30 protein-coding genes and 1 pseudogene are annotated in these 26,302 nt (G+C 69.9%); 17 read left to right on the top strand and 14 right to left on the bottom strand.

Annotated elements, in window-relative coordinates; genetic code table 11:
* Positions 1-62: 62 nt before the first annotated feature.
* The 7 genes from ACZ6TI_RS27285 (at position 63) to ACZ6TI_RS27255 (ending at position 4,257) form a co-directional block, all read left to right on the top strand.
* Positions 63-539 (top strand): Asp23/Gls24 family envelope stress response protein, encoded by a 477-nt coding sequence (locus tag ACZ6TI_RS27285; protein ID WP_465347991.1) that lies wholly within the window; start codon positions 63-65, stop codon positions 537-539.
* Positions 540-613: 74 nt separating this feature from the next.
* The gene (locus ACZ6TI_RS27280; RefSeq protein WP_465347990.1) at positions 614-1,021 is read left to right on the top strand and encodes a hypothetical protein; all 408 of its coding nucleotides are present in this window, start codon (positions 614-616) and stop codon (positions 1,019-1,021) included.
* Positions 1,022-1,152: 131 nt separating this feature from the next.
* On the top strand, positions 1,153-1,332 hold the full coding sequence (locus ACZ6TI_RS27275) for a DUF2273 domain-containing protein (RefSeq protein ID WP_465347989.1): 180 nt from the start codon (positions 1,153-1,155) through the stop codon (positions 1,330-1,332).
* The gene (locus tag ACZ6TI_RS27270; protein WP_465347988.1) at positions 1,325-1,765 is read left to right on the top strand and encodes an Asp23/Gls24 family envelope stress response protein; all 441 of its coding nucleotides are present in this window, start codon (positions 1,325-1,327) and stop codon (positions 1,763-1,765) included. Before ACZ6TI_RS27275 ends, ACZ6TI_RS27270 begins: the two co-directional genes overlap by 8 nt.
* A 116-nt stretch (positions 1,766-1,881) precedes the next feature.
* Positions 1,882-2,361: a DUF6286 domain-containing protein gene (locus tag ACZ6TI_RS27265; protein WP_465347987.1), complete on the top strand. Its 480-nt coding sequence runs from the start codon at positions 1,882-1,884 to the stop codon at positions 2,359-2,361.
* On the top strand, positions 2,361-2,942 hold the full coding sequence (locus tag ACZ6TI_RS27260; protein ID WP_465347986.1) for an Asp23/Gls24 family envelope stress response protein: 582 nt from the start codon (positions 2,361-2,363) through the stop codon (positions 2,940-2,942). Before ACZ6TI_RS27265 ends, ACZ6TI_RS27260 begins: the two co-directional genes overlap by 1 nt.
* A 103-nt stretch (positions 2,943-3,045) precedes the next feature.
* Positions 3,046-4,257 carry a low temperature requirement protein A gene (locus ACZ6TI_RS27255; protein ID WP_465347985.1) on the top strand — a complete coding sequence of 404 codons (1,212 nt, stop codon included), beginning with the start codon at positions 3,046-3,048 and terminating at the stop codon, positions 4,255-4,257.
* A 231-nt stretch (positions 4,258-4,488) separates the two neighbouring features.
* Here the strand turns inward: ACZ6TI_RS27255 and ACZ6TI_RS27250 are convergent, their stop codons facing one another.
* Positions 4,489-5,373, bottom strand: coding sequence for an alpha/beta fold hydrolase (locus ACZ6TI_RS27250; protein ID WP_465347984.1), 885 nt, complete (start codon positions 5,371-5,373; stop codon positions 4,489-4,491).
* Positions 5,374-5,496: 123 nt separating this feature from the next.
* Positions 5,497-5,685: an ANTAR domain-containing protein gene (locus ACZ6TI_RS27245; protein WP_465347983.1), complete on the bottom strand. Its 189-nt coding sequence runs from the start codon at positions 5,683-5,685 to the stop codon at positions 5,497-5,499.
* Between the two features lie 173 nt (positions 5,686-5,858).
* Between ACZ6TI_RS27245 and ACZ6TI_RS27240 the strand changes: the two genes are divergently transcribed.
* The 3 genes and pseudogenes from ACZ6TI_RS27240 (at position 5,859) to ACZ6TI_RS27230 (ending at position 9,327) form a co-directional block, all read left to right on the top strand.
* A complete protein-coding gene (locus tag ACZ6TI_RS27240; RefSeq protein WP_465347982.1) occupies positions 5,859-6,866 on the top strand; it encodes an alpha/beta fold hydrolase in 1,008 nt (335 codons plus the stop codon).
* Positions 6,867-7,171: 305 nt separating this feature from the next.
* A pseudogene (locus tag ACZ6TI_RS27235) lies at positions 7,172-8,904 on the top strand (transketolase family protein); the annotation flags it as partial.
* A gap of 147 nt (positions 8,905-9,051) precedes the next feature.
* Complete coding sequence (locus ACZ6TI_RS27230) at positions 9,052-9,327, top strand: hypothetical protein (protein ID WP_465347981.1); 276 nt, start codon at positions 9,052-9,054, stop codon at positions 9,325-9,327.
* A 6-nt stretch (positions 9,328-9,333) separates the two neighbouring features.
* Here ACZ6TI_RS27230 and ACZ6TI_RS27225 read toward each other — a convergent pair whose 3' ends face one another.
* The 5 genes from ACZ6TI_RS27225 to ACZ6TI_RS27205 all read right to left on the bottom strand — a co-directional run bounded on the left by ACZ6TI_RS27225 (position 9,334) and on the right by ACZ6TI_RS27205 (position 12,932).
* Complete coding sequence (locus tag ACZ6TI_RS27225) at positions 9,334-10,422, bottom strand: S8 family serine peptidase (protein WP_465347980.1); 1,089 nt, start codon at positions 10,420-10,422, stop codon at positions 9,334-9,336.
* Entirely contained in the window at positions 10,422-11,195 is a 774-nt protein-coding gene (locus ACZ6TI_RS27220) for a hypothetical protein (RefSeq protein ID WP_465347979.1), read from the bottom strand. Before ACZ6TI_RS27220 ends, ACZ6TI_RS27225 begins: the two co-directional genes overlap by 1 nt.
* A 3-nt stretch (positions 11,196-11,198) precedes the next feature.
* Entirely contained in the window at positions 11,199-11,525 is a 327-nt protein-coding gene (locus ACZ6TI_RS27215; RefSeq protein WP_465347978.1) for a hypothetical protein, read from the bottom strand.
* A gap of 1 nt (position 11,526) precedes the next feature.
* Positions 11,527-12,159, bottom strand: a complete 633-nt coding sequence (locus ACZ6TI_RS27210; protein ID WP_465347977.1) for a hypothetical protein — start codon at positions 12,157-12,159, stop codon at positions 11,527-11,529.
* 161 nt (positions 12,160-12,320) lie between these two features.
* Positions 12,321-12,932 (bottom strand): TetR/AcrR family transcriptional regulator, encoded by a 612-nt coding sequence (locus ACZ6TI_RS27205; RefSeq protein ID WP_465347976.1) that lies wholly within the window; start codon positions 12,930-12,932, stop codon positions 12,321-12,323.
* A 101-nt stretch (positions 12,933-13,033) separates the two neighbouring features.
* On the opposite strand from ACZ6TI_RS27205, the gene ACZ6TI_RS27200 reads away from it, so the two are divergent.
* Genes ACZ6TI_RS27200 through ACZ6TI_RS27190 form a run of 3 tightly spaced genes read left to right on the top strand, consistent with a single transcriptional unit; the run spans position 13,034 to position 15,875 of the window.
* Positions 13,034-14,146: an FAD-dependent monooxygenase gene (locus ACZ6TI_RS27200; RefSeq protein ID WP_465347975.1), complete on the top strand. Its 1,113-nt coding sequence runs from the start codon at positions 13,034-13,036 to the stop codon at positions 14,144-14,146.
* A 32-nt stretch (positions 14,147-14,178) separates the two neighbouring features.
* Positions 14,179-15,120: an ABC transporter ATP-binding protein gene (locus tag ACZ6TI_RS27195; protein WP_465347974.1), complete on the top strand. Its 942-nt coding sequence runs from the start codon at positions 14,179-14,181 to the stop codon at positions 15,118-15,120.
* On the top strand, positions 15,117-15,875 hold the full coding sequence (locus ACZ6TI_RS27190; RefSeq protein WP_465347973.1) for an ABC transporter permease: 759 nt from the start codon (positions 15,117-15,119) through the stop codon (positions 15,873-15,875). Before ACZ6TI_RS27195 ends, ACZ6TI_RS27190 begins: the two co-directional genes overlap by 4 nt.
* Positions 15,876-15,908: 33 nt before the next feature.
* Here ACZ6TI_RS27190 and ACZ6TI_RS27185 read toward each other — a convergent pair whose 3' ends face one another.
* Positions 15,909-16,475, bottom strand: coding sequence for a TetR/AcrR family transcriptional regulator (locus ACZ6TI_RS27185; protein WP_465347972.1), 567 nt, complete (start codon positions 16,473-16,475; stop codon positions 15,909-15,911).
* A gap of 49 nt (positions 16,476-16,524) precedes the next feature.
* On the opposite strand from ACZ6TI_RS27185, the gene ACZ6TI_RS27180 reads away from it, so the two are divergent.
* Positions 16,525-17,499: a ketopantoate reductase family protein gene (locus ACZ6TI_RS27180; RefSeq protein WP_465348083.1), complete on the top strand. Its 975-nt coding sequence runs from the start codon at positions 16,525-16,527 to the stop codon at positions 17,497-17,499.
* Between the two features lie 36 nt (positions 17,500-17,535).
* Here ACZ6TI_RS27180 and ACZ6TI_RS27175 read toward each other — a convergent pair whose 3' ends face one another.
* The 3 genes from ACZ6TI_RS27175 to ACZ6TI_RS27165 are packed head-to-tail and all read right to left on the bottom strand — an operon-like array spanning position 17,536 to position 19,869.
* Complete coding sequence (locus tag ACZ6TI_RS27175) at positions 17,536-17,976, bottom strand: hypothetical protein (RefSeq protein WP_465347971.1); 441 nt, start codon at positions 17,974-17,976, stop codon at positions 17,536-17,538.
* Positions 17,973-19,613: a hypothetical protein gene (locus tag ACZ6TI_RS27170; protein WP_465347970.1), complete on the bottom strand. Its 1,641-nt coding sequence runs from the start codon at positions 19,611-19,613 to the stop codon at positions 17,973-17,975. Before ACZ6TI_RS27170 ends, ACZ6TI_RS27175 begins: the two co-directional genes overlap by 4 nt.
* 52 nt (positions 19,614-19,665) lie before the next feature.
* On the bottom strand, positions 19,666-19,869 hold the full coding sequence (locus ACZ6TI_RS27165) for a hypothetical protein (RefSeq protein WP_465347969.1): 204 nt from the start codon (positions 19,867-19,869) through the stop codon (positions 19,666-19,668).
* Between the two features lie 184 nt (positions 19,870-20,053).
* On the opposite strand from ACZ6TI_RS27165, the gene ACZ6TI_RS27160 reads away from it, so the two are divergent.
* Positions 20,054-21,730 (top strand): substrate-binding domain-containing protein, encoded by a 1,677-nt coding sequence (locus tag ACZ6TI_RS27160; protein WP_465348082.1) that lies wholly within the window; start codon positions 20,054-20,056, stop codon positions 21,728-21,730.
* Positions 21,731-21,755: 25 nt separating this feature from the next.
* On the opposite strand, the gene ACZ6TI_RS27155 is transcribed toward ACZ6TI_RS27160, so the two are convergent.
* The 3 genes from ACZ6TI_RS27155 to ACZ6TI_RS27145 all read right to left on the bottom strand — a co-directional run bounded on the left by ACZ6TI_RS27155 (position 21,756) and on the right by ACZ6TI_RS27145 (position 24,723).
* Positions 21,756-23,018, bottom strand: coding sequence for an MFS transporter (locus ACZ6TI_RS27155; protein WP_465347968.1), 1,263 nt, complete (start codon positions 23,016-23,018; stop codon positions 21,756-21,758).
* A complete protein-coding gene (locus ACZ6TI_RS27150) occupies positions 23,015-23,602 on the bottom strand; it encodes an ArsR/SmtB family transcription factor (RefSeq protein ID WP_465347967.1) in 588 nt (195 codons plus the stop codon). Before ACZ6TI_RS27150 ends, ACZ6TI_RS27155 begins: the two co-directional genes overlap by 4 nt.
* A gap of 107 nt (positions 23,603-23,709) precedes the next feature.
* On the bottom strand, positions 23,710-24,723 hold the full coding sequence (locus tag ACZ6TI_RS27145) for an NADP-dependent oxidoreductase (protein WP_465347966.1): 1,014 nt from the start codon (positions 24,721-24,723) through the stop codon (positions 23,710-23,712).
* Between the two features lie 127 nt (positions 24,724-24,850).
* On the opposite strand from ACZ6TI_RS27145, the gene ACZ6TI_RS27140 reads away from it, so the two are divergent.
* Together ACZ6TI_RS27140 and ACZ6TI_RS27135 are read left to right on the top strand one after the other, a co-directional pair.
* Complete coding sequence (locus ACZ6TI_RS27140) at positions 24,851-25,435, top strand: TetR/AcrR family transcriptional regulator (RefSeq protein WP_465347965.1); 585 nt, start codon at positions 24,851-24,853, stop codon at positions 25,433-25,435.
* A 141-nt stretch (positions 25,436-25,576) separates the two neighbouring features.
* Positions 25,577-26,290 carry an SDR family oxidoreductase gene (locus ACZ6TI_RS27135; RefSeq protein WP_465347964.1) on the top strand — a complete coding sequence of 238 codons (714 nt, stop codon included), beginning with the start codon at positions 25,577-25,579 and terminating at the stop codon, positions 26,288-26,290.
* Positions 26,291-26,302 lie beyond the last annotated feature (12 nt).

Below are 26,302 nucleotides of genomic sequence, written 5' to 3'. Positions count from 1 at the left end.
AGTCCGGGCGGGGTCGCTGCCGGTGACGCGTCGTCGTCGCCGGCCCATCTTGAGGAGATTTCATGACTGACTCGATCGCCACGACCACGGCGCCGAAGCCGGGCAACCGTGTCGGCGGCCTGCCGACGCGGGAACGGGGTTTGCAGAGCACGCAGGGCACCACGTCGATCGCGGACACGGTGGTGTCGAAGATCGCCGGGATCGCTGCGAAGGACGTCTCCGGTGTCTACGCACTCGGCGGCGGAGCCTCGCGAGCGCTGGGTGCGGTCCGTGAGCGGATCCCGGGCGGCCGGGTCAACCACTCCCAGGGCGTGTCGGTCGAGGTCGGCGAGACACAGGCTGCGGTGGACATCGACATGATCGCCGAGTACGGCGTCGCGATCGCGGATCTGGCTTCCTCGGTGCGGCGCAACGTGATCGACTCGATCGAGCGGATGACCGGCCTGCAGGTCACCGAGGTCAACATCGCGGTGGCCGACATCCACCTGCCGGAAGACGAGCACGACGACGCCGCCGACAGCGCGCCACGGGTGCAGTGACTACACCGACTCCCGGCCGGCGCGACGACCTCCAGGATCCCGGCACGGGCCTGGCTGCCGAACAAGCGCCGGATTTGACGACGCCGCCGCCGACCGGCCACGACGACGAGTACGTCGACGTGGTGGTCGTGGCGGCGGAGGTTCCGCAACCGGTGGAAGTGCCGGTTCCGGTCGAGGCAGGTCAGCCATGGACCGGCACCGTCATCGACGCGGTCCCGACGACCGCGGATGAGATCGCTGCTCTGGTGTTGGCGGTTCCGGACGTGACTCGGTTGCACGCGGGCAGATTCGGTGAGGTGGCTACGTATCTCCCGGGTCGGCGGGTCACCGGCGTCAAGCTCAGCGACGACCTTATTGAGGTGCATGTGGTGGTCGCCGGACAGATGCCGGTGCGGCAGACCGCGCAGTCGATCCATCAGGCAGTCGCGACTCTGGTGGCGACGCCGGTGCACGTGTTCGTCGAGGACATCGCCGTCGCATGACGTCACGGCATGGTGTCGGCGGCCTTGTGAACCGCAGGGTCGCCGACGTGTCCACCCCTCATTTCCTCGCAGATTTCGTGTTGCCGGTGCCGAGTTCCTCGCCTGCCGGATCCCATGTCAGGAGTCGCCCTGTGTCTTCCTCCACGACCGGCCTGTTCGCCGGACTGATCCTCGCGCTGATCGCCGCAACCGCCGGATTCGGCTGGTTCGTCCTGGCGATCCTGTTCGCCGCAGTCGGCTACGTCATCGGCGCCCACCTGGAAGGCCGCGTCAACCTCGCCGGCCTGATCCCGGGCCGCAGCCGTGGCTGACCATCCCGCGGTCCTGGACACCGCCCCCGTGCTCAACGGCGCCCTTGATGGTGACGACCTGAGCACCGATTCCGACGAGCCCGGCCGGCGGGGCGGCCTGTTGATCAAAGATCGCGCGGTGCAGCGCATCGCCGAGGCAGCCGCGCTCAGCGTGATCGGGGTAGCCCCGGCCGAGAAGACCACCAACGCCTTCAACTCGGTGCTGGGACGCGCGTACCCGCGGGTGGACTGCGACGTCGCCGGCGGCCGCGTACGCGCCGAGGTGGAGATCGTCGGCGTCTGGCCGACCCCGGCACCGCTGCTCGCTGGTCAGGTCCGCGACGCGGTCACCGAACAACTACGGCAATTGGCCGGGTTGAAAGTCGACGCGGTCGACGTCACCATCGCAAAGATCATCCGGGTGCAGGCCGCACCGCGCAGGAGAGTGCAATGACCACCACCACGAGTGCTTTCGACACCTCGCCATCACGGCCGGTTCATGCCGGACCGGCGATGCAAGCTGCCCGGCAGAAGTCCGGTGCGGGCCGCGTCGGTGTCGTTGGACCGCTGATGGCAGTCCTGCTCACCGCCATCGGGGTCGTCCTGCTGCACGACGCTGTCGCGCGAGTCGACTCGCGCCCGGGCCGCACCTGGCTCGCCGCGTTCTTCGACGGCCTCGACGGTCTGACCGCCGAATGGTGGATGATCCCGGCCGGTCTGGCCGTCGCACTGATCGGAGTGTGGCTGATCGCCGCCGCGCTGCGCCCGCGCTCCCGTAAGACCCTCGCGGTCACCTCGGCGACGGGCGTGTTCCTGCGCACCGGCGACATCGCCCGAATCGCCTCCGCTGCCGCCGACGACGTCGACGGTGTGCTCTCGGCCAGTTCGGTGGCCAGCCGCCGCAAAGTAACCGTCACCGTCGAATCCGACCGAGACCAGATCGCCGACCTGGTCCGCGATGCCGTCGGACAGCGGCTGTCCGCCCTGCAGCAACCACCGTCGGTCAAGGTCCGGGTTCGTTCCCACTATGCGCGCCGGGAAGGCAACTGATGCGCCGCTCCGTCCTCGGCCTCGACCGCATCCTCGCGGTGCTGTTCGGCCTGATTCTGCTTGTCGCGGGCATCGGCCTGACCGCCTGGTACAACGGAAACCTCCGCCATCTGTTTCCGCAGTTCCCCACAAAGCTGTCCACCGAGGGCGCCGGCGACATCCTCAACACCAGCTGGTGGCCCTGGGCCGCCGGCGGCGCCGGTGCACTGGCCGTGCTGCTCGGCCTGTGGTGGCTTTTCGCCCACCTACCCAGGCGGGGTGTCGGCCTGCTGGTGCTGCCCGGCTCCGGTAAGGCCGGCCGTCTACTGGTCGACCCGTCCGGGCCGGCTACCACCGCAGCCGAAGTGCTGTCCGATACCCCCGGCATCCGCTCCGCACGCAGCAAAGTTCAACGCGACCGCGGGCAACTGGTCGTTGCTCTGACTGCCACGATGGATCCTCGAGCTGACCTGAGCGAGGTAATCACGGCGACCGACGCCGTCGCCACCGAGCTGAATGCGGTCCTTGGCCGCGACGACGCCCGCGCCCGGGTGCTGCTCTCGGTCGCCCGCCGTGCCAAAGCCCAGCCGCGCGTGCACTGACGACCCCTCGGGCGCCCGTCGGCGTCGCGCTTCCACTTCCAGCGGGAGCTCGACGTCTGGACTGCAGACGGTTACGTTCGCATCGATCAGCCGGGGAGAGGCGATGGCGCAGGACAGCGAGCGGCTCGACGAGCAGGAGTCCGAGCAGGTCGATCCCGTCCGGCCACCGGACCTGAACCAGGACTCGAACCGTTCCGCGACGCGCCTGGAGCTTTTCTTCGACCTGGCGTTCGTGCTGTTCGTAGCACGATGCGCGCACGCGCTGGCCGAGGACGAGACGTGGCACGGCGCGCTGGTGTTCTGTGCGGTGCTCACCATCGGCTGGTGGGCATGGGCGAGCTCGACCCTCTACGCCAACCGGTTCGACACCGACGACGCGGTGTTCCGCCTGATCATGCTTGCGGCGATGGCTGGTGTCGTGGCGATGGCAGCCGCCGCCGACAAGATCGACAGCCCGGTCGTACGCTGGTTTGTCGTCGGCTACGTCATGATTCGGCTGGCGCTGGTCGCCGGCTACCTGCGGGCGTGGTGGCACGTTCCGGAGGCCCGCTCGACCGCTCGGCTCTACCTGATCGGGCACTCGCTCGGCGCGGCCATCTGGCTGTCCTCCCTGGCCTTCCCGGAATCGGCACGATACTGGCTGTGGGGCCTCGGAGTGCTCGCCGACCTTGCGTGGCCGACTTTCGCCGCCCGGCTCAAGGATGCTGTCCCGCTGCATCTGGAGCACCTGCCGGAGCGCTTCGGCCTGTTCATCATCCTGGTGCTCGGCGAATCCGTAGCCGCAGTGGTGACGGGCCTGCACGACGGTGAGTGGCAGCCTACCGTGATAGTTACCGCGACGGCGGCGTTCGTGGTCGCCGTAGCACTGTGGTGGATCTACTTCGACCTTTCCGGCGGAGCAGCGAAGCGGCGGCTTGCGATAGACGGGGACGAGGGCGCCAAACACGGCGTCCACGACTTCTTCGTGTACATCCATCTACCGCTGGCTGTTTCCCTTGCGGCGGTGGCAGTCGGGCTGGAACATGCGGTCCTGCACGGCGCTGACGATCATCTAAGTGCTGGGACCCGCTGGGTGCTTGGGATCGCCATGGCTGGCTACCTGCTCAGTGCTGCGGTCATGCAGGCTCACCTCGGCGGACGGGTGAGAGGAGCGGTGCTGTGGCCCGGTGCCGGCGTTCCGCTGGCTCTGGTGCTCGCTCTGCTCGACTTGTCACCCGTGCTCACCGTCGGCCTATTCGCCGTGCTCACGGTTGCCGGGGCTGTGAGTGGCTTCCTACTGCACCGCTCCGGCGAGGTACGTACCGCCAAGATCTAGATTGCGTCGCGAACCCGGCATTCGTGTCGTGGGGTTGCGCTTGCGAGCCGGCGTGATCGACGTTGTTGCACAGGTCCGGTGTCACGCCGAGGCGTGCAGTGCTGCTTCGGCGGTTCCGCCGGTCGAGTGGGGGAGGGGCCGGCCTGGGGCAGGGTGAAGCAGAACAGGCTGCCGCCGCTTACTCGGCGTCGACCAGCGGTGCCACCCGCATCACCATCTCCGGCAAAATCCTCAGTCAGTGCCTTTGGCGAGGTCGGCTAATCGGCTGAGGGGACTTCCCAGCGTTCGAGCGGTCGCCCGCTCTGAGGCGCACCACGAGTAGTGCTCTCGTCGGCGAAGGCAGCAGCACACGCGGCGACCAGGTCCCCGCTGGTCGTGACCGCGTTGTGCGGCGCGTGTGGAATGGCGTCGCTTCGACCTCGACGGGCCAGTGCCGCTGCTCGGGTGGTCCAGTCGGCCGGGGCGATGGGGGTCGTGCTGGCCGCGGAGGATCAGAATCGGCGCGTCGACCAGGGGAATGCGCTGGTCCATCTGGTGGCGGACGGAGTGCCGAAGCGTACGCAGGACGCGCAGGGGGCCGGCGTCCCGGATGTCGGTGGCGATCATCGGGATCTGGTGCGGGTCTTCGCTGAACAGATCGCGTGCCCAGCGGCGTGCCTGACCGACGGAGGTCGCCGCAGAGGGATCGACGGTCGGCCCGACGAGGATCAGTGAGCAAACCGTGGCCGGACGTCGGATCGCGAGTTCGACGGCGACTTGGCAGCCGAACGAGTTCGCGACCACGTTCACCTCGGCGAGGCCGGCCGTGTCGAGCCAAGCGGCGATGACATCGGCGTGCTCTTCGGCGCTCAACGCCCGGTGCGGCTTGGCGGAGAGGCCGAAGCCGGGCAGGTCGGGGACGAACACCGAGCCGGGCAGTGCCGACGCGGTCGGCATGAGGTATCGGTGTGACACAGCGAGACCGTGCAGCAGGACCCAGGCCGGCGATGTGGTTTCCGGGTGGACGCGTTGGCGGACGTGCAGGTGCAGGCCTTGCTCCAAGGTGGCACGGGTGCTGGTGAAACCTTGGTACGGATGCGGCGCAGCGCGGGTTGATCGGCGCTGGGCGGGACTCATCCGGGCTGTTCGTCGCAGTCGCATGCAGACGTTTACCCGTTGGCGGTTCGCCCTACCGCGTGCTGGCGCGGCGATTGGTCACACCGATGGACTCGCGTCATGTTGAGGCCGGTTGACGGTCCGTCACGGTTGTATCAAGTCCGGCAGGACAGGCAGCTTTGTGATGATGGCATTTGCGACGTCGCTGAGGCGCTGCCGGTTACCGCACGAGTAGCGGCGGATCAGGCTGAAGGCCTCGTCAGGGCTCACCCCATAGGCCTGCGCGACGATACCCTTGGCCTGCTCGATGACGATGCGGCTGTTCCGATGCATGTCTCCCGATGATCGCGCGGTCCCTGCGGCAGATGCGCCGCCAGATCGAGGCCGAGGGTCACCAACGCCGGTGTGGTAGTCGTCTCGGCCGCTCCTGGCAGTGACCGCGTTTGCGGTGCGGCACGGCGGGCAGTCCCTGGCTCGTTGCAAGCCCACTCGACATCGCTGTCGCCGTGACGCCGTCGCCGACGGTCCGCGAGCTGTGGCTTGCTCTCACATTGCCACTGCATCGGAGATGCCCCATCACGACCACGCACTTGAAACCGTGCCGCGAACGTCGCGCTCGTATCGGCACCGGCACGATCGCCTACACCGTCGCGGGTGCCGGCGAGCCGCTGCTTCTGGTTCACGGACTCGGCGGTACTCGCCGGACGTGGGATCAGGTTATCGGCACCCTCGCGGCCACTCACACCGTAATCGCCCCCGACCTTCCCGGTCACGGCGAATCGGACGCACCGGCCGGCGACTACTCCCTCGGGGCGCTCGCCGCGTCGCTGCGCGACCTACTCGTCGTGCTCGGCCACCCATCGGCCACAGTGGTTGGTCATAGCCTGGGCGGCGGCGTCGCCTTGCAGTTCGCCTACCAATTCCCGGAGCGTATCGAGCGGCTCGTGCTGATCAGCAGCGGCGGCCTCGGCCCCCAGCTCACCCCGGCACTGCGTGCAGCCACCCTGCCAGGAGCGCAAATCTTCGTCGCGGGGCTGGCGCTGGTGCCCGAAAGCGTCACTCGGCGAGCACTGTCGGCGGTGTCGGCGGTTGCGCCGAAGGCGCTGGCCGCCCCCGACGCCGCTCCGGTTGCCGAAGGGCTGCGCCGCCTCATCCACGCAGGTCAGCGTCGTACCTTCATGCGCACCGCGCACACCGTCATCAACTGGCGAGGACAATCGATCAGTGCCATTCAGCACCTCAGACAGCTCACCGGCCTGCCGGTACTCCTCGCCTGGGGCAGCGACGACCGGACCATCCCGCCCCACCAGAACCGGGCCGTCGCAGGGCTGCTGAATGACGCGGGCCTGCTCGAGATCGACGGCGCAGGCCATTATCCCCATGAGACCGCAGCAGACCGACTCCTGCCGGCGCTGCAGGACTTCCTCAACTCGACGATGCCGTTCCGGTACTCCGACAACAGCTGGCGTCAGCTCCTCACCAGAGGTGAGCGGGCGGTCCTTCCAGCAGCGTAAGTCCCACGAGCGGGGACTGAACTCTACGAGGAGAGTCTGGATCGGCGAGACGTGACCTACGTCGAGGAACTCATCGACCGTCCTGGAACGGGAAGGCGTCGATGCGTTCATCGCGTCTTTCGACAAGCTCTTCGAAGGCATCGCCGACAAACGGATCGAGCTCGTCCGGTCCTGATCGGCACGCCCATCACAGGAACGAGGACATCATGACCCGAAGCCATCAGGTTGACCGGCAGGTTTCGCTTCCGGTCGCGGACACCGTGGGCTGGGACGCGCTCGATGTCCGTGCGGTGGACACCGCACGCCTGCTCGCCGCCGGACACGCCAGCCTCACCCTCTACACCCAGCTCTACCTCAGTGGCTACGGCCTTGAACTCGACGACCTGCGCGCCCTGCGCACCTGGGGCTCGGCAACGCCGGGCCACCCCGAGTACCACCACACCCGCGGGGTCGAGATCACGACCGGGCCGCTCGGGCAGGGCCTTGCCAGTGCCGTCGGCATGGCGATGGCGGCCCGCCGCGAACGCGGCTTGCTGGACCCGCAGGCGGCACCCGGCGAGAGCCCGTTCGACCATCACGTGTACGTCATCGCGTCCGACGGCGACCTCATGGAAGGGGTCACCGCCGAGGCGAGTTCGCTGGCCGGGCACCAGCAGCTCGGCAACCTCGTCGTCTTCTACGACGCCAACCACATCTCCATCGAGGATGACACCGACATCTCGTTCAGCGAGGACGTCGACGCCCTGCACACGGCGATCGAGGCGGCGAAGGCGGAGACCTGCCGGCCATCGCTGATCAAGCTCCGCACCATCATCGGCTGGCCGGCCCCGACCAAGCAGAACACCGGCAAGGCCCATGGGGCAGCGCTCGGCGCCGACGAGATCGCCGCGACGAAACGACTGCTCGGCTTCGACCCGGACGTCTCGTTCGCTGTCGACGACCAGGTGCTGGCGCGCTGCCCACCTTCGCGCCCGATGCCAAGGGCATGGCCACCCGCAAGGCGTCCGGAGAGATCCTAGCCGCGCTCGCACCGGTCCTGCCCGAGCTGTGGGGCGGCTCCGCCGACCTCGCGGAGAGCAACAACACCACCATGGCCGGCGAAGCGTCCTTCATCCCGGCCGATCGGCAGACCCGGGACTGGGCCGGCGGACCCTACGGCCGAACTCTGCATTTCGGCATCCGCGAGCATGCCCTGGGCTCGATTCTCAACGGCATCGCCCTGCAGAGCCTGACGCGACCGTACGGCGGCACCTTCTTGGTGTTCAGCGACTACATGCGGCCCGCGGTCCGGCTCGCGGCGCTGATGCAGCTGCCCGCCACCTACGTCTGGACGCACGACTCCATCGGCCTCGGCGAGGACGGACCGACCCATCAGCCCGTCGAGCACCTCGCCGCGCTGCGGGCCATTCCCGGCCTTGACGTCGTGCGCCCGGGTGACGCCAACGAGACCGCCGTTTGCTGGCGTGCCGTCCTCGAAAACACTGATCGGCCCGCCGGGATGATCCTGACCCGGCAGAACCTGCCTGTGCTCGACCGCGGCCCGGGTGCGTACGCGCCGGCGGACGGCGCGGCCCGCGGCGGCTACGTGCTGGCCGGCGCAGACGACCATGCTGAGGTGCTGCTGATCGGCACCGGCTCGGAGGTGCCGATCGCCCTCTCCGCTCGCGATCTGCTCGCCGCCGACGGCATCACCGCCCCCGTGGTCTCGATGCCGTGCCGGGAATGGTTCGCCGAGCAGAGCGCGGCCTACCGCGACGAGGTGCTGCCGCCCGCGCTGCGGGCTCGGGTCAGCGTCGAGGCGGGTGTCGGTCAAGGATGGCGGGACATCGTCGGCGACGCCGGCCGCATCATCAGCCTGGAGCACTTCGGCGCCTCCGCCGACTTTCAGCGGCTCTACCACGAATTCGGCATCACGGCCGAGGCTGTCGCCGAAGCCGCCCACGACAGCATCCGTGCGATCGCTGGCCCGGTCCGGCCCGGCGGAGAACAGCAGACCGCCACGCCGACCGCAGGTGGTGCCGGGGATCAGCATGTGTGACGAGGATTCTGTTGGACAGGGAGCCTCACCGGAAGCCTGCCCCGTGCCGCACCACTGCGAGCCACTGAACTCCGTTCACGGCGGATCTCATAGCGCTGCCGGCGGCTCCGATACCCGCGGACGGAGTCAGTCAGGCATAGTGGGGCGATGCAGGCCCGTCCTCCACGCATCTTTCCCGCCGACGACATCCTCGCCGGGCGCATCTCGCTCGACGGTTACCCGTTTCGATACATCTACGTCACGCCGTCGGCGGGGTCGATGTTCGCCAAGGGCGGGGCCGGGTTCTCGCTGAAGACCGGCAACAACGGCCCGCCCGACGAGATGCTGTCCGCTGTGGAGCTGCTGGAGACGCGCGGGTGGGAAGTGGTGAGCGTGGACGTGAGCGGCCACGCCACCTGCATGCGCCGGGTCATCAGGGCCTGAGCCGGCTTATCGGGGCCGGCGGCGTCTCACCACCACCAGCAGGATCACTCCCACAACGATCAGCACGACGACGGCCGCCCCGGCGATCGCCGCCAGCCTCGGAATCCGGTCGGTCAGGCTGCCGTCACGAGGCGGCCCCGGATCTCCGAGCGGGTTGGCGGTGATCGCCGGGTGGTCCGTCGTCACCGCGGCCGCCGCGTCGACCAGGCCGGCGCCGTACGTCGAGTCGCGCCCGGCCGGTCCGAGGTCCTTCGCCGTGCCGAGCAGCCGGTCGATCACCGACGCGGCGTTCAGCTCGGGGTGCTCGGCGCGGACCAGGGCCACCACACCAGCGGTGATCGCGCACGCCTGGATGTCGCCCTGCGTGGCGATCGGCCCGTTCGTGCGCTCGCCGGTGCGGCCGACCAGACCGAGGGTCGCGCCGGGCGCGGCCAGGTCGATCCGGCTGCCGAACGAGGCGGCACCGTCGCGCTCGTCGTCCTCGGTCAGGCCGCCGACGACGAGCACTCCGGTCGTCACCGTGTCCTTCAGGTCGTCGGCGCGCCGGGCGTCCATGATGACGACGACGTCCTTCGACAGTGCGTAGCTGATGCCATCGATCCGCTCGACGTCGTCGCCGACGGTGAAACCGCCGGACATGTCGATCACCTTTGCGCCCTGGTCGGTCAGCCAGCGCAGCGCCTGCGACACCTTCTCCTCGCCGGTCGGACCGTTGATCGGCTGGATCTGCGCCCCGGGAGCGACGCCGAGCAGGCCGTCGCTGCCGCGGGCGACGACAAGACCGGCCGCACCGGTGTCCGCGGCCCGGCCGGCGGCCGAGACCTCGCCCGGCGGCATGTCCTCCACCCCATCGCCGGGCGCCACCCGTTTCGCCGGCCGGACCCGGCCGCCGAGGGCCGGGTCGGTGGTGTCCACCGAGGACTGGAACGTGCCGATCAGCACGTCGTCGCCGGTGCTCACCGCCTGCGCCGCGGGGGCGCCGATGCGATCCAGATACCACTGCTGGTCGCGCGGCGCCGCGGCGGCCGGGGCGGCCAGCGCCACCGAGAAACCGGCCGCGGCCAGGACCGCGGCCGTTCGTCGCCACCTCTGCATCAGCGGTTGACCGCCTGCGGCCAGCTGCCGCCCGGGAAGGCGTCGTTGTTGTTGACGATCACCTTTGCCTGGTTGAGCGCGCTCAGGCTGTCCGTCAGGTGTTTCACCGCTTCCTGTGCGATGTGCAGCACAGCGGTGAGGGCCTTGCCGATGGCGTCGGCGACGGTGTCGATCGCCAGCGGCGCGCCGATCACGGTGGAGAACTCGGCGATCGCCTCGACGATGGCCTCGATCAGCTCGATGATGGGCTCGGTGATGTCGACCAGGAACTTGGTGTTGAGCGCGGCGACGTCGATCAGCCACTGGCCGGATTCCTTGATGACGTTCGTCGTCCCCTGCAGAGCCCCCGCCTGGCCCCACCGCTTCTCCATGTAGGCGCGACCGGCCTCGCCGGCCCCCCAGGCCTGGAGGGCGTTCGGCTTGATGTCCCGCGCGATGCCGACCGTGCCGCTGAACTCGGGCAGGACCTCGTCGGTCCACCGGAAGCCCCGGTCGATCAGCGAGAAGACCGGCAGCGACGCCCCGATGTACTTACCGATCTCCTCGGTGAGCTTCTTGACGAACTGCCACATCTCGTCGAGCTTGCCCTCGATCTTGCGGTAGTAAAGGTAGGCCGCGACCGGGGACACGAACGAGGCGTCGCGCAGACACCCGTTGATCTTGTCGATGAGGTCGTTGCATTTCGGTTCCAGCTTGTTGATCTCAGTGGTCAGTTTGTCGACCGACGCCTGCAGCGTGCCCTCCGCGCTGGCCTTGTCAGGTTCCGGCGCCATCGGTCACTCCCCGTAGATCTTGACGAAGGCTGCGGCGCTCGTCGTGTCGGAGCCGTCGTACAGGTCGCGGGCGATGATCAACGCTTCGGCGAGCTGGTAGAACTCCTCCTCCGCGTCGGTCAGCAACGTTTTCACCAGGTCGTGGATCCCGTTGTACGCCTCACTCAGGACGTACGCCGTCGCCGGGTTGCCGCAGAAGAACGCGCTGCCGTTGAGCCAGAGCGCGCTGGCCCGGCTGTGCGACGTGCTCATCACCGCCGCGAGATCGCGCCACTTCTGCGCCTCGGCGTCGAACGCGCTGTAAACGACATTGATGTCATCGTCCGGCATCTCACACACCCCCCGTTTCCCGGTCGTCCCCGTCGGCGGCCGATCTGCCGGCCGCCCGCAGCGCGAGAACCGCGTCCTGTTCCAGGGTGGTCACGTCGTCGCGCCCGGCACTCGCCACCACGGTGATCTCGGCGACGCCCACGCCGCGCATCTGGACGGCGACCATGTGGTACGGCCCGTACACCAGGCGCTCGGCCGGCTGCTCCACGCGGCGGCGCTCGCGCAGGTATTCCCGTTCGTACTGCTGCTCCTCAATGGTCCGCAGCCGGTCCCGGATGTCGGCGAACGACGGCGCCTGGAAATCCTGCGGGCGGCCGGTCGGCGCCGGCGGACGGTACACATCGGACGGGTCGGTGACCCGGAGCCGCTCCTCTTCCTCGGCGGCGTCCATCTGCCCGACGCTCGCCTCCATAGCCATGGTCATCGCGGCCTGGTAAGCCTCATACATCGCCGGGCCGAGCGACGACGCCCCGCGCCGCTGGAACCACTCCCGGCCGATCCGCACCGACTCCACCCCGCCGGCGCCGTCCAGCACCAGACTGACCAGCCCGGTCGCGTCGCTGCCCTCGTGCCGCGCGTCCCCCCGCGCGGCCGCGCCCATCACTCGGCGGAACGACTGCACGGATGCGAGCAACCGTTGCAGACCCTCCTCCGGACCCGCCGAAACATCCGACGAATAACCCTGTGACGACAACGCGTCCTCCCCCGAATCGCACAGCGAGACGACAGAGTAGCGGCCCGCTGACCGGCCGCATTGCCCCGCCGGATCGCCCCGGCCTGGCAATCAGCTGAGAATCATCGATGGCCCGGAGTCAACACGGGTCGCGTGGCCACCGGCAGGAAGATCGTGTCGACGATCTCGAGGATGTCGGCATCCGGTACGGCCCGGGCCGTCATCAGCAGCTGGGCCCGGAAGAGGTCGACGGGGAGCCGGATGATGCGAGGGGTCAGTTTCGCCCCGTCGATTTCGCCCCGCCGGACGGCCCGGCCGACGATCGTCTCCATGGCTGTTTCCTGGCCGGTTTCCAGGGATGTGCGGAGAGCGTCCATGCTGGTGCCGGTGGCCCGGTAGAGATCTCCCAGCTGGGCGATCAGGACGGTGGCGATGCCGACGCGCCGCCCGTTGATCTCCTTGAGCAGCGCGATGACGTCGTCGCGCAGGTTCCCGGTGTCCGGCGCGAGGATGGGGTCGCGCTGGATGACGTGACGGAAGGCGGCCTGGGCGAGTTCCGGCTTGCTCGCCCACCGGCGGTAGACGACCGGTTTGCTGGTGCCGGCCCGGGCTGCGACGGCGTCGAAGCTGAGGTGCTCGTACCCGCGTTCCGTGATCTCCGCCCACGCCGCCTCGAGCAGCGCCTCTTCCAGGGCGGTTCCGCGCCGGCGCCGGACCGGGGTGCTTTCCGCCACTGACCTCACTCTCGCCCTCGCCCTCGACGTTGTCGAACCATGCTGTCACACAGGTGTAAGATACAACTCGTATCTTATTCTCGACACGAAGGCAGTGGCCTATGCGCATCCTCGTCTCCGGAGCCGGCATGGCCGGGCTCAGCGCCGGGATCACCCTCGGCGCCGCCGGCCACCACGTCACCATCGTCGAACGAGCCGACCACCTTCGGGTCAACGGTTCACCCATCGACATCCGCGGCGATGCCATCGACGTCGCCCGCCGGATGGGCATTCTGGACGAGGTCCAGCAACGACGGGTCGCCATGACCGCCCGGACCCGGTTCGTCGACACCGACGGCGCGGTGGTCGCCGAACTTCCCGGCTACGAGGTCGGTGACTCCGCGGACGACGTCGAGATTCCCCGCGAGGACCTCGCGCACGTCCTTCGCGACGCCCTCGGCGCGACGACCTCCCTGGTCTTCGGCGATTCGATCAGCGAGCTTCGGGACGTGCGGGACGGAGTGGACATCACCTTCGAGTCGGGGCGCCGGGACCACTTCGACCTGGTCGTGGGTGCGGACGGGATGCACTCCCTGACCCGCCGGCTGGTGTTCGGCCCGGAGCAGCACTATCTGCGGCACCTCGGGTTCTATGTGGCCCTCACGGCGCTGCCGGCCCAGCCCGGCGGCGCGCCGGACAACCCGATCCTGAACTGGCCCGGCCACATGATCGGCATCACCCGGTACGGCGACGTCGCCCTCGGCGTGATGACCTTCCGCTCCGACTGGATCGCATACGACCACCGCGATCTCGCAGCGCAGAAGCGGATCCTGGCGGAGGCGTTCGCCGGGCACGACGAGTGGCGCGTGCCCGAGATCCTGGACGCGGTCCGCGATGACGCCGAGCTGTACTTCGACTCGGTCAGCCAGATCCACATGCCGGGCTGGTCCCGAGGGCATGTCGTCCTCGTCGGCGACGCCGCGCACTGCGCCTCCGGCCTGTCCGGCCGCGGGACCTCCCTCGCGCTCACCGGCACCTGGTTCCTCGCCCAGGCGCTGCGCGACCATCCGGACGATCTCGGCGCGGCTTTGCGCGACTACGAGAGCAGGCAGCGGCCGTACGCCACGCGCGCCCAGGACAGTGCCGGGCCCGGCGGAGACCTTGTCGTGCCGGCAACTCAGGAAGCCCTGGACGCCCGCAACGAACGACTCCGCACCCTGGCCGGCCGGCGATGACCGGCGGACGTACCCCCGGTCGGTCGTCCTCGGTGAACACCGGAACCCGCCGGCCGGCCGCCGCCGGCATCCGGGCCGAGAACCTGACCAAGAAGTTCGGCCGCAAAGCAGCCGTCGACAACCTGTCCTTCACCGCGGCCCCGGGCGTGATCACCGGCTTCCTCGGCCCCAACGGGGCGGGCAAGAGCACGACGATGCGGATGCTGTTCGGGCTGACCAGGGCCACGGCCGGCACGATCACGATCGGCGGACGTGACATCACCGAGCTCGACGACCCGGCCCGTACGGTCGGCGCCCTGCTGGACGCCCGGGCCGTGCACCCGCAGCGCACCGCGGCGCAGCATCTGCTCGCCTTCGCCCAGGCCGCCGGCCTCGACCGGCGACGGGTCGGCGAGGTGCTCGACCTGGTCGGCCTGCGCGACGCCGCCGACCGCCGGGCAGGGGAGTTCTCGCTGGGAATGCAGCAACGGCTCGGCATCGCGACCGCCCTGCTCGGCGATCCGGGAGTCATCGTGCTCGACGAGCCGCTCAACGGTCTTGATCCGGAAGGCATCCGCTGGATCCGCACCCTCATGCGTGATCTCGCGGGACAGGGCCGCACCATCCTGTTCTCCAGTCACCTGATGTCCGAGATGGAGCTGACGGCGGACAACCTCGTCGTCGTCGGCCGAGGCCGGCTCATCGCCGAGACCACGCTCGACGAGTTCGTGCGGGCGAACACCTCCCAGGCGGTCGCCGTCCGGGCGCAGTCACCGGGGCAGCTGGCCCGTGCACTCGGCCAGGCCGGCCTGACGTTCACGACTCAGCCGAACTCCTCGTTCCTGGTCACCGGCACCGACTCGACGACCGTCGGCAGCATCGCCGCGGTCGAGGGGATCGCGCTGCAGGAGCTCGGCTCGGTCCGCGAATCGCTGGAGGACGTGTTCCTGCGGCTCACTCACGACGCCATCGAATTCGAAGGAGTCGCGGCATGAACGTCCTTCGTTCCGAATGGACCAAGCTGCGTAGCGTACGCAGCACCTGGATCGCCGCCCTGAGTGCGGTGGCCGCCGGCGTGGCGCTGAGCGCGCTCGGGGCCTCCGACGTGCTCGGCGCGTCGCCGTCCGACCTCCCACTCGGCTGGGACCCCACCGCCGTGAGCCTCAAGGGATTCCTGTTCGCGCAGCTCATCATCGCGATGATGGGGGCGCTCAGCATCACCTCCGAGTACGGCACCGGGATGATCGGCACCAGCCTGGTCTTCGTGCCCTCGCGGTCCCGGCTGCTCGCGGCCAAGGCGGCCGTCGTCGCTGCGGTCGGGTTCGTGGTCGCCCTGGCCACCACCGTGCTCAGCTTCGCCGTGGTGCAGCTGATGCTGACCGGCGCCGGCCTGCCGGCGGCCCGGCCGGGCGATCCGGGCGTCGTGCGCGCCCTGATCGGCGGCACCGTGTACCTGACTCTGGTCGCCCTGCTCGGGGTGGCGGTCGGTGCGATCGTCCGGTCGGCCACCACCAGCCTCGCCGTGCTGGTCGGTGCGCTCCTGCTCGTGCCGGCGCTCGGCCCGGGTCTGCCCGGGGTGCTCGGCGACCTGTTCGGCACCTTCTGGCCCACCACGGCCGGTCAGGCGGCGTACGCGGTGGTGCCGGCCGACGGCATGGTTGCCCCCGGGCTCGGCCTGCTCATCCTGGCCGGCGCGGGCGTCACCGTGACCGTCGCCGGCCATGTGGTGTTCCGGGTACGAGATCTCTGACGCCGCTGCCATGCGGAGCGCACCCGGCCTCGCTCAGGGCGCTGGGTGGCGGAGGCCGGCGATGACCAGGGTGATGACGCCGTCGGCGTCTGTGCGGGACGGCTGGTCGTAGGCCGCGCAGATGCCCTGCAGCGCCATCATGACGGCGCCGGCGCCCACGTCGTCGCGGATGGCTCCGGTCCGGGCGGCGGCGGTCAGCAGATCGGCGATCACCTGGCCCAGGGCTCGGGTGCCATCGGCCAAGGCCCCCGAACGGGTGGCCATCAGCGTCGCGAGGGTCCGGGCCAGACCCTCGTGCGAATGCAGGTGTGCCATGAAGCCGCGCAGGAAGGACTCCAGCGCCTCGTCGGGCGGGAGGGCGGCCTGCATCTCGCGGGCGCGGTCGCACATGGCCGTGATTTCCTCGCGGTAGACCGCCTCGGCCAGGGCCTCCCGGGTGGGGAAGTGGCGGTAGAGCGTGCCGGTGCCCACCCCGGCCAGCTTGGCGAAGTCGTCGAAGCGCATGTCGAAGAAGCCGTCGGCGAACAGCTCGCGGGCCTTGGCGATCAGGGCCTCGCGGTTGCGGCGGGCATCGGCGCGCAGGGGTTTGGCATCGGTCATGAGGGCCTCGTTGACAAACGGAGATTGTCTCCATATTTTAGAAGTGGAGATGATCTCCGATTCTAGGGCACGGGAGCGCATGAAGATTCTCATGGTCGGCCGCGGCGTGATCACCTCGGTGTACGGCTGGGCCCTGGAGCGCGCCGGCCACCACGTCGAGTTCTATGTCCGCGAGGGACGCGCGGCGGCGTACGGGGAAGCCATTGATCTTGATCTGCTCGACGCCCGGCGCAGGCCCTGGGGCAAGCGGGTGACCGGGCGGTGGCCGGTGCGCTTCCGTGAGTCGCTGGAGCCGGACCACGACTTCGACCTGATCGTGCTGAGCGTGCAGCACTACAGCTTCGCCCAGGCCACGGCCTTTCTGGGACCCCGCGTCGGAAATGCCACGGTGCTCGTCTTCAACAACCTGTTGGAGGAGCCGCTGGCCGCGACCGAGCACCTCCCCGCCGACCAGCTGGCCTGGGGATTTCCCGGAGCCGGGGGCGGTTTCGGTGACGGGAATGTGCTGCGCGGGGCGCTGCTGCCGATGGTCTTCTTCGGCACCTTCGACCGGCCGCCGACCGCACGCGAGCGGGCCGTGCGCACGGTGTTCCGCGAGGCGGGGTTCAGGATCCAGGAGAGTTCCGACTTCCGGGGATGGCTGCTGATCCACTTCATCCAGAACGCAGCCCTGCACACGCAGAGCCTGAAGCGGGGATCGCTGTCCGGGCTGTCATCGCGCGAGGTCCGGGCGGCGATTCTGGCCACCCGCGAGTTGCTGCCTCTCGTCGAGGCCCACGGGATCGACTTGCGCCGGCACCGCGGCGAGCTGCTGCCGTTCCAGGCGCCCATCTGGCTGGCGGCACCGGCTCTCGCCGGGCTGTTCGGCCACTTCCCGCCCATGCGGCTGGTGATGCGGGCCCACGCCAACCCGGAGGAACTGCGTGCGGTCTGCCGCGACACCCTGGCGGAAGCGCGCAGGCTCGGACTGAAGGCCCCTTACCTCGAGGCGGCCGAACCGTACTTCGCCGCGGAGCGAGCCTGAGTGCCTGCGGCAGCCGGACGAACACAGTCCAGAGGGTCACGAACGCAAGGTCACCGCGCCGAAGGTTGCCGACGCGACGGCACCGGCGGCCGCTCCCACTGTGGCGACGGTTCCGCCCGTACCCCAGGCCCACCAGGCGATCGCGCCCAGCGCGAGCGCGTCGCCCAGCGCGGCCACGCCGAACCAGGTGACGTAGTTGCTGGTCGCGAACGCCGCCCCGCCGGCCACCACCGCGACCGCGCCGCCCGACATCGCTACCCAATCACCGGCCGCGATGCCGCCGGCCAGCGCGACCCACCCGACACCCCAGACCGCGGCCGAAAACAGCGTGATCCGCGCGGCCAGGATGGCGAAGCCGGCGGCGAGCGTGAGTACGGCCACGGCGATCGCCGTGATCCGGCCCTCCGGCCACGCGACCCCGCCGGCCATCAGCGTGGCTCCCACCGCGAGCAGCAGAACGCCGGTGATCACCCTCATGACCGGACGTCCCAGCTGACCTCGCGCGGGCCGTCGAATCGTCCTTCCGTCACCGACAATCGCACCTCCGTGCGCACCGACGCACCGCAGGCCGGGCAGTCGCCGACCAGCGTGGCCGCGTAACCGTCCTCGAACTCGCGTATCCGGTCATCGTCGCGGTACCTCCACTCGGGTGGACCCTGCACCCGCGTCGATGTTCCGCAGTCCGGGCACGGCATGTGCAGCAACGCGCTCGCCGGTTCGAGATGCGGGCCGACGGCAGCCGATCCGTACAGCCGGAGGACGACGGTGCGTCCCCGGTGAAAGCGCACGCGCAGCAGGTCGGGACCTTCGGTCAGCAGGCGACTCAGCGGTCTCGGCGGCAGCGGGTCCAGACCGGCGCGGATCTGCCGGGCCGTGAACAGGAAGGCCAGGCGCAGCAGATCCGAGCCGAGGTCGACGGCCAGCGCGCGCCGCAGGTCGCCGTCGATGGCCGCGTGCAGCAGGTCGGCGGCCGGCCCGGTGCCGAACCAGTCGTGCTCGATGATCCACTCCGCAGCGCTGCGGTCGTCCGGTGCCGCCAGCCACGCGGCCAGGCCATCCGATTCCACGGCGCTGTCCGATTCCACGACGCTGTGCGCCCAACCCAGGACGGCGCGGAGAAGCCGCGCTTGCTGCACCGGGTCCAGGCCGTCCGCCGGATCTTCCAGGGGGTACGCGGACCGCTCCCACCGCGGCAGCCGGCCCAGAATGCCGAGCAGTTCGTCGTCCGTCGCGCTGCGGTGCAGACACTGGAGTGGCTCCGACAGTTCGGGCGCGTATTCGAGCAGGTGGGGGAACTCGGCCAGGTTCGACAGGTGCGCCTCGTCGTCGATGACCAGGATCCGGGAGGCGACCGCCGCAACGACACCGGGGCTGTCGATCAGTCGCAGGCGCCGAGCCGCCATGCGCCCCACCCAGCCGTCGTCGGCGAGATATCCCAGGAGCGCCCGGAACACGTCGTCGGTCAGTGGGCGGGCGACCAGCGCTTCAACGTACTGCTCCCGGACCTCGCGTACCGTCTCGACGCGCGCCGCGGCGACGAACGCCGGCGTGTCCCGCCACTGCAACTTCCGCACCGCGGCCAGCCGCACGTCTGCGCTCGCGTCGGTCAGCGCCCGGTGTGCGTCCTCCGGGCCGAACCGGGAACTTCCGCGCAGCGCCTCGAGCCGGACGATCGGCGAGGGGTCGGCGAGGAAGCGGCGGTTGAGCTCCACCGGACGGTCGAAGGGAAGGATCGCCCGCAGCGCCCGCAAGCGGAGCCGTTCCTCACTGCTCGTCTCCAGCTCGCGGCGCACCGGCTCGGCATCGGGGCCGAGGAACTGCAGCAGCCGGGCGACGCGGTCGTCGTCCTCGGCCAGGTCGACGACGGCCCGGCCGATCCGTTGGTCGGCCGGCGCATGCCGGCGAATGACGGCGGCCAGGGCTTCCGCCGCGGCGTCGCTCACGTTGTCCCAGCGCTCGGCCACGCCACCCGCCGTCTGCACCTCGGCACCGTCGTGCAGCGCCATGTCGAGCAGCTTGCCGATGACCTCGGGCCCACCGTCGCGCGCGGCTCTCCAGACGGCCAGCAACCGGGCCATGTCATCCGGGTCGTCCAGGTCTTCGGCGAGCGACACCCCACGACGATAGGTCACGCCGGCCGTCCGGCAGTGGATCGGGCGGCGCCCTTCACAACTGCGGTATCACCCGCAGGACGGTGCCGGTGGCGGTGTCGATGACCACCAGGAGCCCGCCACCGCGGGCGTACCGCGGGTCGCTCAGCAGAACCTCCGCCTCCGGCCCGTGGACTTCCACCTCGGCGTCGCGCAAGGACGGGCGACGCAGCTCGGCCGCTTTCGCCCGCGCGATGGCGATGAGCTCAGCATCCGTCACGGGTCGAGTCTAGTTGCCCGGCTTCGGGGTCGGTCATTTCTGTGAGAATACTAAGAATGAGCAGTTTTAACCGAACCTTAATGGTCAATTGGCCTCTTCGGTGCGCAGTATCGATCGGGTGTCAGGACGCCATCGGGGAAACTTCAACTACAGGGGCGCCGGAGTCATCGGAGCTGCGGTGGCGATGGTCGTCGTCATTGCCGGATCCTGGCTGGGTTACCGGCAGCTCTCCGACCGGGGATGTAACGGACGGATCGCGCTGAACGTCGCCGCGGCCACCGAGATCACGCCCGCGGTCGAGCAGGCCGCGCAGCAGTGGGTCGCGGACGGCGCCAACGTCGGTGGCACCTGCGTCATCGTGAACGTGTCCGGCGTCAACCCCGCCCAGATGGCCGCCGCCGTCGCCCGTGAGCACCGGGTCGCGCTGACCGGCCTCGGCACCGCGCCGCAGGCCGTCCGGGTGCCGGATGTCTGGATCCCGGACTCGTCGAGCTGGCTGCAACGCCTCAACTCTCAGGCGTCGGGCTTCACGCCGGCCGACAACCACCCGATCGCGCTGAGCCCGGTCGTGGTGGCGATGCCCACGCCGGTGGCCGAGCAATTCGGCTGGCCCGCCCGCAAGCTGGGTTGGAAGGACCTGCTCACCCAGATGGCCAAGAGCACCAACGTGCGCACCGGCATCGTCGACCCGACCCGCGACGCGGCGGGACTGGCCGGTCTGCTCGCATTGGCCTCCGCTGCCCCGGCCGACAGCAAGGGACAGGTCGCCAAGGTCGGCGCGCTTCGTGCCCTGGCCGCCGGCAGCTCCGCACTGCGCGACGACCTGTTGGAGAAATTCCCCAGGTCCGCCGACGTGGCCGGAACCACGCCCGGTCTCAGCGCCGCACCGCTGTCCGAGCGGGACGTGGTCGCCTTCAACGCCGGGCGGCCGCCGATCCAGTTGGCCGCGCTCTACCTCGACCCGCAGCCGCCGGGCCTGAACTACCCGTTCGCGGTCATGCCCGAGGTGGATCCCCAGAAATCCGCCGCGGCCGCCGGTCTGCGAACGGCGCTGAACTCGGCCGGTTTCAGGAACGCGTTGGCCACCGCCGGTCTGCGTGCGGCGGACGGCACCACGGGCGAGGGCTTCGCGCTGCCGGTCGGCGGGCCGGGTGCCGTCCAGCCCGCGCCCGATCCCCGGGGCGCGCAGTCCGAGGGCGCCCGCTCGATCAATCAGGCGCTCGGCAGCTGGGCCGCGATCACGTTGCCCGGTCGTACGCTTGCGGTCTTCGACATCTCCGGCTCGATGAGCAAGAAGGTGCCGACCGCCGGTGGCGCCTCCCGGAACGACGTGACCAAGGCGACCGCGCTTCAGGGCCTCCAGCTGTTCGACGACAAATGGTCGATGGGTTTCTGGGTGTTCTCCACCGATCTGGTGGGCGAACAGCCGTGGAAGGAGATCGTCCCGATCAGTCCACTGTCGACCTCACGCCGAGCGGTCCAGGCTGCCGTCTCCTCGACCACCCCCAAACCGGACGGCGGCACGGGCCTCTACGACACCGCGTTGGCGGCGTACAAAGAGGTGCAGGACGGCTGGGTGGCCGGTCGGGTCAACTCGGTCATGTTGTTCACCGACGGGCAGAACTCCAACAAGGGCGGCATCACCAAGGCGCAGCTGGTCGCCGCCCTGCGGAAGGCGAACGACCCGAAACGCCCGATCCGCATGGTGGTCATCGGCATCGGCGAGGAGGTCGATCAGGACGAGCTGGAGACGATCACCAACGCGACCAGCGCGGGTGGAGTGTTCATCTCCCGTGACCCGGCCAAGATCGGTGACATCTTCCTGGAGGCGATGTCTTCTCGGACCGGCGCGAAATCCTGAGAGCACGGGCCTGATTTGAGCACGTCTATGCGTGGACCTCGGTCGCCGCGATGCGCCGGGTGGTTCGCAGGCGCAGGAAAAGCCCGGCCGATGCGAGCAGGACGACCGCGCTGATGGTGTAGCCCACTGCGATGCCGTTGCGCGTGGCCTGCCAGCCGATCAGCGCGATGCCGGCCGCGCCGATGGCCTGCACCAGTAGCGACTGCGCGGACAGGACGGTGGCCCGCTCGCCCGGCTCGACCCGTTCGTGCAGCAGGTGCGCCTGCGCCGGGAAGGCGGCGCCGAGTCCGATGAAGAGCACGCAGTAGGCGACCCCGGCGAGGACCATGGACACCGCCCCGGTGAGCAGTGCGCAGCCGGCCAGCCCGGCCAGGGCCAGTGCCGACACGGTCCAGCCGGCCGACGCCGCTCGGGCGTGTGAGCCGAAACGGCGCACCGCCGCGGCGGCGAACAGGCCGCCGATCGCGTCCGCGCCGAACCCTGCCGCCGCGACCACCGCGTAGGTCGCGGCGGCCCTGGGCCCCTGGGACAGCCCGGCCAGCCAGGCGGGAGTGAGCAGCTCGATGGTGGCCAGCGCGATGCCCGCCCCGCCGGCGGCCAGCAGCAAACGGGTCAGAGCGCGGTCGCGACCGGCCACCCGCAGCCCCGCGGCGACGGTGGCGGGCACGCCGCGCAGGACGGCTCCCGCTGCCGGGCGCGGATGAGGCGGCTCGGGCAGCCGGGTGGTGATCAGTGCGCGCAGGACCTCTAGGCCCGAGGCCATCAGCACCGGCACGGCCAGCGCCGGCAGCGGGCCGATGTCTCCCAGCGCGAGCGGCAGCAGCCCGCCGATCAGGGTGCCGGCGCCCAGTGCCAGGGAGGCGGCGACCTCGCCGCGAGCCAGGCCGGCGGTCAGGTCGGCATCGCGGCCCCGTTCGGCGTGCACGGTGTCGACGTACCAGGCCTCGAGTGGGCCCGTGGACAGCGCTCGGGCCACACCGCGCAGGACGGCGGAGGCCAGGAAGAGCGCGACGGTGCCGGCGAGACCCAGCAGCAGCAACCCGGCGGCGCCGGCCACGGCCGAGGCGATCAGGACCGGCCGCCGCCCGAGCACGTCCGCGAGGCCGCCGGTCGGCAGCTCGAGCACCGCCGTCGTGAGTCCGTAGACGATGCCGACCGCGGCGATCGTGGAAACCGGCAGGCCGCGGCCGAGCATCAGCAGCACGAGCGGCACGAGGTAGAGGCCGGTCGGCAGCCAGAGCAGGAAATTCAGCAGCGCGTAGCGGCGCGCGGCCGCCACGTCGGTCATCGGTTCGAGGCGCGGGGGAACCCGGCCACCACGACGGAGACGATGGCAGCTGCCGGGTCGTCCGAGTCACGCGCCCGCAACTCGTCGAGCTGGGCGTAGAAGCGGTCCCACAACTCGGTGAGGCCGGCCAGGGTCAGCCGTACCTGAAGATCGCCGATGCCGGCGGCCTCGACCCAGGCGGGCTCCAACTCGTCCTGCTCGGTCTCGAAGCGTTCGACGTCATCGATGAGGACTTCGACCTGGCGGCGGCGCATCATCGCCGCGGCCTCCCGGCCGGCGTCTGTCGCCGCGAGCTGCGTGTTGCTCCAGCCGGTGGTGCGGTGCACGGCCTCCCAGCGGCGTTCCCGGGGATGTCGGCGCCCCTGCGGGCCGGCCGCCGCTTCGGCGACGAACCCGTGCTTGGCCAGGACGCGCAGGTGGTAGCTGGTCGAGCCGGTGTCGGTGTCGAGCTGCTGCGCCAACTCGGTGGCGGTCGCCGCGCCGTGCCGGCGCAGCAGGGCGAGCATGCGGACCCGCAGCGGGTGGGCCACGGCCTTGAGATCGGCGGGATCGGTGACCTGGCGGTCTTGCTGAGGATCGGTCATGGCCCGACGGTAGTGCATGCAGAACTTTTATGCAGAGTATTCTCTGTAAGCTTGCGGACACCACGCCCGGGTCTGCCTCGTTCCTTGACTGCGCGGCGGTGCGGGCGTCAGTTGGGCATTCGGTTGAGCGTGACGACGATCTTGCCCTTGGTGGCGCCCTTCGCGATGTGCGCGAGGGCCTGCGGGGTGGAGGCGAAGGGATATACGCGGTCGATGACCGGACGGATGGTCCCGTTCTCCACGAGGGTGGTGATCTCGCCGAGCTGCTTGCCGCTGGCCCGCATGAACAGGAACGAGTAGCCGACCCCGAGCCGTGCGGCAGTGCGCCTGATCCGCAGGCTCAGCAGACGGGTGGCGACCTTGAGGACGGGATTGCCCCCGATCTCGCGGGCGAAGTCCGGGTCGGGGGGCCCGGCGATGCCGATGACCTTTCCGCCGGGCTTGAGGATCCGCATCGACTTCGCCACACTCGCGGGGCCCTGGCTGTCCAGGACGACGTCGTAGCCTTCGAGTTCCGTCGCGAAGTCCTGGGTGCGGTAGTCGATGACGATGTCGGCGCCCAGCTCTTTGAGGAAACCGGCGTTCGCGGCGCTCGCGGTGGTGGCCACGGTGGCGCCGAGGTGCTTGGCGAGCTGGATCGCGATGGTGCCCACCCCGCCGGAGCCGGCTTGGACGAGGACCTTCTGGCCGGGCCGCAGGTTGGCGCGTTCGACGAGGGCCTGCCAGGCGGTCAGGGCGACCAGGGGCAGCGAGGCGGCCTCCTCCATGGTGAGGTTGGCCGGTTTGAGCGCGAGGTCGTCCTGGCTCACGGCGAGGAACTCGGCGAAGGTGCCGATCCGGTCCTTGTCGGGACGGGCATAGACCTCGTCGCCGGGCTGGAACGCGTGGACCCCGGCACCGACCCGCACGACGACGCCGGCCAGGTCGTTGCCCAGGATCAGGGGCAGGCGGTAGGGCAGGATCAGCTTGAACTCCCCTTCCGCGATCTTGGTGTCGAGCTGGTTGACGCCGGCCGCGTGGATGCGGACCAGGACCTCGCCGGCGGCGACGCCGGGCTCGGGCAGTTCGGCGAGCCGGACACCCTGTTCACTCTTGTACCGGTCGATGACGAAGGCCTTCACGGCGTCCTCCTGGTGGTTGTCGGCACCTGTGACGGGGTGCTCCGTGGTCCAGCCCGACCAATTGTAGTATGGTCGTAATCCAAACGAGCCGGAACATGACACGCAGCACCCGTCGGGCGAGGGGAACATGGCGCGCTACGGCAAGGAACACAAGGAAGCAACGCGGCAGCGCATCGTCAAGAGCGCCGGCCGGCGACTGAAGAAGGACGGTCTGGACGGATCCGGCGTGACGACGCTGATGGCCGACGCCGGGTTGACCAACGGCGCCTTCTACGCGCACTTCGAGTCCAAGGACGATCTGATCGCCGCGACCATCGCCGACCAGCTCCAGGAGCAGCGGGTGCTGATGCGGCAGCTCGCGGGCGAGCCGGACGGGTTCACGCGCTTCGTGCAGGCATACCTCTCACCCGAGCATCGTGACGACGCCGAGGGCGGGTGCCCGTCCGGAGCATTGTTGGACGAAGTCGCCCGCAGCTCGCCGGTGATCCGGCGGGCCTACAGCACGGGCATCCTTGGCGTGGCCGACGACATGGCCGCGCTGATGGAGCCGGGCGCTCCGGTGGTCGGGCGGCGCAAGGCTCTGGGGTGCATCGCGATCCTGGTCGGATCGCTGCAACTGGCCCGCGCGATCGAGGACCCGCAGGAGTCCGCGACGGTGCTCGCCGAAGGGGTCCGGTCCATCTCCGCGCTGCTCGCCGCCCCGGACGACTGACCCTGGGCGAGGCTTCGGATCGCACTTCGTCAGCCTTCCTGGCCCGCTGATCACCACACGCCGCGTCGTCGCCCGGCTGGTAGCGGACATCGACGCGACCTACGACCCACGACCCACGACAAGAGCAAAGGGAAACACGCCATGACCTCACTGAACGGCGCCGTCGTCCTTATCACCGGCGCGAACGGTGGCATCGGCAGCCACTTCGTCCGCGACGCCCTCACCCGCGGCGCGGCGAAGGTGTACGCCACTGCCCGCACCCCCCGTACCTGGGACGACGAGCGCATCGTGCCGCTCGCCCTCGACGTCACCGACCCGGCGTCGATCAGTGCTGCCGTCGAGGCGGCGCCGGACGTCACCATCCTGATCAACAACGCCGGTGCGTCGGTGTCGACCCCCGGCATCCTCACCCACACCGACGAGGAGATCCGCCGCAACGTCGAGACCAACTTCCTCGGCCCGCTCTTCCTCGCCCGCGCGTTCGCACCGATCCTGTCAGCGAAGGGCGGGCACACGGCGATCGTCGACATTCACTCAGCCCTGTCCTGGTACGCCGTCGCCGGCATCTACTCGGCCACCAAGGCAGCTCTGTGGTCAGCGACGAACTCGCTGCGCCTGGAGCTGCAGCCCGCCGGCGTCCAGGTCGTCGGCGTACACGTCGGCTACGTCGACACCGCCATGGCCGCACACACCACCGACCCCAAACTCGACCCCGCCGACCTGGTCACCCAGGTCCTCGACACCGTCGAAGCCGGCGGCCACGAGGTCCTCGCCGACGACACCTCCGTACAGCTCAAGGTCGCCCTCAGCGCCCCACTCGAGGCCGTCTACCCGCAGCTCGCCACCACGAACTAACCCCCGTGCAGA

The organism is Actinoplanes sp. NPDC051388 (genome assembly GCF_055586225.1).
This window is presented reverse-complemented; position numbering and strand designations above follow the sequence as displayed.

What these genes read in the sequence shown, in the direction of transcription:
- ACZ6TI_RS27265 (WP_465347987.1), top strand. Translation starts at nt 1,882, where the DNA reads ATGGCAGTCCTGCTCACCGCCATCGGGGTCGTCCTGCTGCACGACGCT.
- ACZ6TI_RS27285 (WP_465347991.1), top strand. Translation starts at nt 63, where the DNA reads ATGACTGACTCGATCGCCACGACCACGGCGCCGAAGCCGGGCAACCGT.
- ACZ6TI_RS27260 (WP_465347986.1), top strand. Translation starts at nt 2,361, where the DNA reads ATGCGCCGCTCCGTCCTCGGCCTCGACCGCATCCTCGCGGTGCTGTTC.
- ACZ6TI_RS27220 (WP_465347979.1), bottom strand. Translation starts at nt 11,195, where the DNA reads ATGGCGCCGGAACCTGACAAGGCCAGCGCGGAGGGCACGCTGCAGGCG.
- ACZ6TI_RS27230 (WP_465347981.1), top strand. Translation starts at nt 9,052, where the DNA reads ATGCAGGCCCGTCCTCCACGCATCTTTCCCGCCGACGACATCCTCGCC.
- ACZ6TI_RS27135 (WP_465347964.1), top strand. Translation starts at nt 25,577, where the DNA reads ATGACCTCACTGAACGGCGCCGTCGTCCTTATCACCGGCGCGAACGGT.
- ACZ6TI_RS27250 (WP_465347984.1), bottom strand. Translation starts at nt 5,373, where the DNA reads ATGAGTCCCGCCCAGCGCCGATCAACCCGCGCTGCGCCGCATCCGTAC.
- ACZ6TI_RS27255 (WP_465347985.1), top strand. Translation starts at nt 3,046, where the DNA reads ATGGCGCAGGACAGCGAGCGGCTCGACGAGCAGGAGTCCGAGCAGGTC.
- ACZ6TI_RS27245 (WP_465347983.1), bottom strand. Translation starts at nt 5,685, where the DNA reads ATGCATCGGAACAGCCGCATCGTCATCGAGCAGGCCAAGGGTATCGTC.
- ACZ6TI_RS27225 (WP_465347980.1), bottom strand. Translation starts at nt 10,422, where the DNA reads ATGCAGAGGTGGCGACGAACGGCCGCGGTCCTGGCCGCGGCCGGTTTC.
- ACZ6TI_RS27155 (WP_465347968.1), bottom strand. Translation starts at nt 23,018, where the DNA reads ATGACCGACGTGGCGGCCGCGCGCCGCTACGCGCTGCTGAATTTCCTG.
- ACZ6TI_RS27200 (WP_465347975.1), top strand. Translation starts at nt 13,034, where the DNA reads ATGCGCATCCTCGTCTCCGGAGCCGGCATGGCCGGGCTCAGCGCCGGG.
- ACZ6TI_RS27185 (WP_465347972.1), bottom strand. Translation starts at nt 16,475, where the DNA reads ATGACCGATGCCAAACCCCTGCGCGCCGATGCCCGCCGCAACCGCGAG.
- ACZ6TI_RS27160 (WP_465348082.1), top strand. Translation starts at nt 20,054, where the DNA reads ATGGTCGTCGTCATTGCCGGATCCTGGCTGGGTTACCGGCAGCTCTCC.
- ACZ6TI_RS27215 (WP_465347978.1), bottom strand. Translation starts at nt 11,525, where the DNA reads ATGCCGGACGATGACATCAATGTCGTTTACAGCGCGTTCGACGCCGAG.
- ACZ6TI_RS27190 (WP_465347973.1), top strand. Translation starts at nt 15,117, where the DNA reads ATGAACGTCCTTCGTTCCGAATGGACCAAGCTGCGTAGCGTACGCAGC.
- ACZ6TI_RS27180 (WP_465348083.1), top strand. Translation starts at nt 16,525, where the DNA reads ATGATCTCCGATTCTAGGGCACGGGAGCGCATGAAGATTCTCATGGTC.
- ACZ6TI_RS27175 (WP_465347971.1), bottom strand. Translation starts at nt 17,976, where the DNA reads ATGAGGGTGATCACCGGCGTTCTGCTGCTCGCGGTGGGAGCCACGCTG.
- ACZ6TI_RS27150 (WP_465347967.1), bottom strand. Translation starts at nt 23,602, where the DNA reads ATGACCGATCCTCAGCAAGACCGCCAGGTCACCGATCCCGCCGATCTC.
- ACZ6TI_RS27140 (WP_465347965.1), top strand. Translation starts at nt 24,851, where the DNA reads ATGGCGCGCTACGGCAAGGAACACAAGGAAGCAACGCGGCAGCGCATC.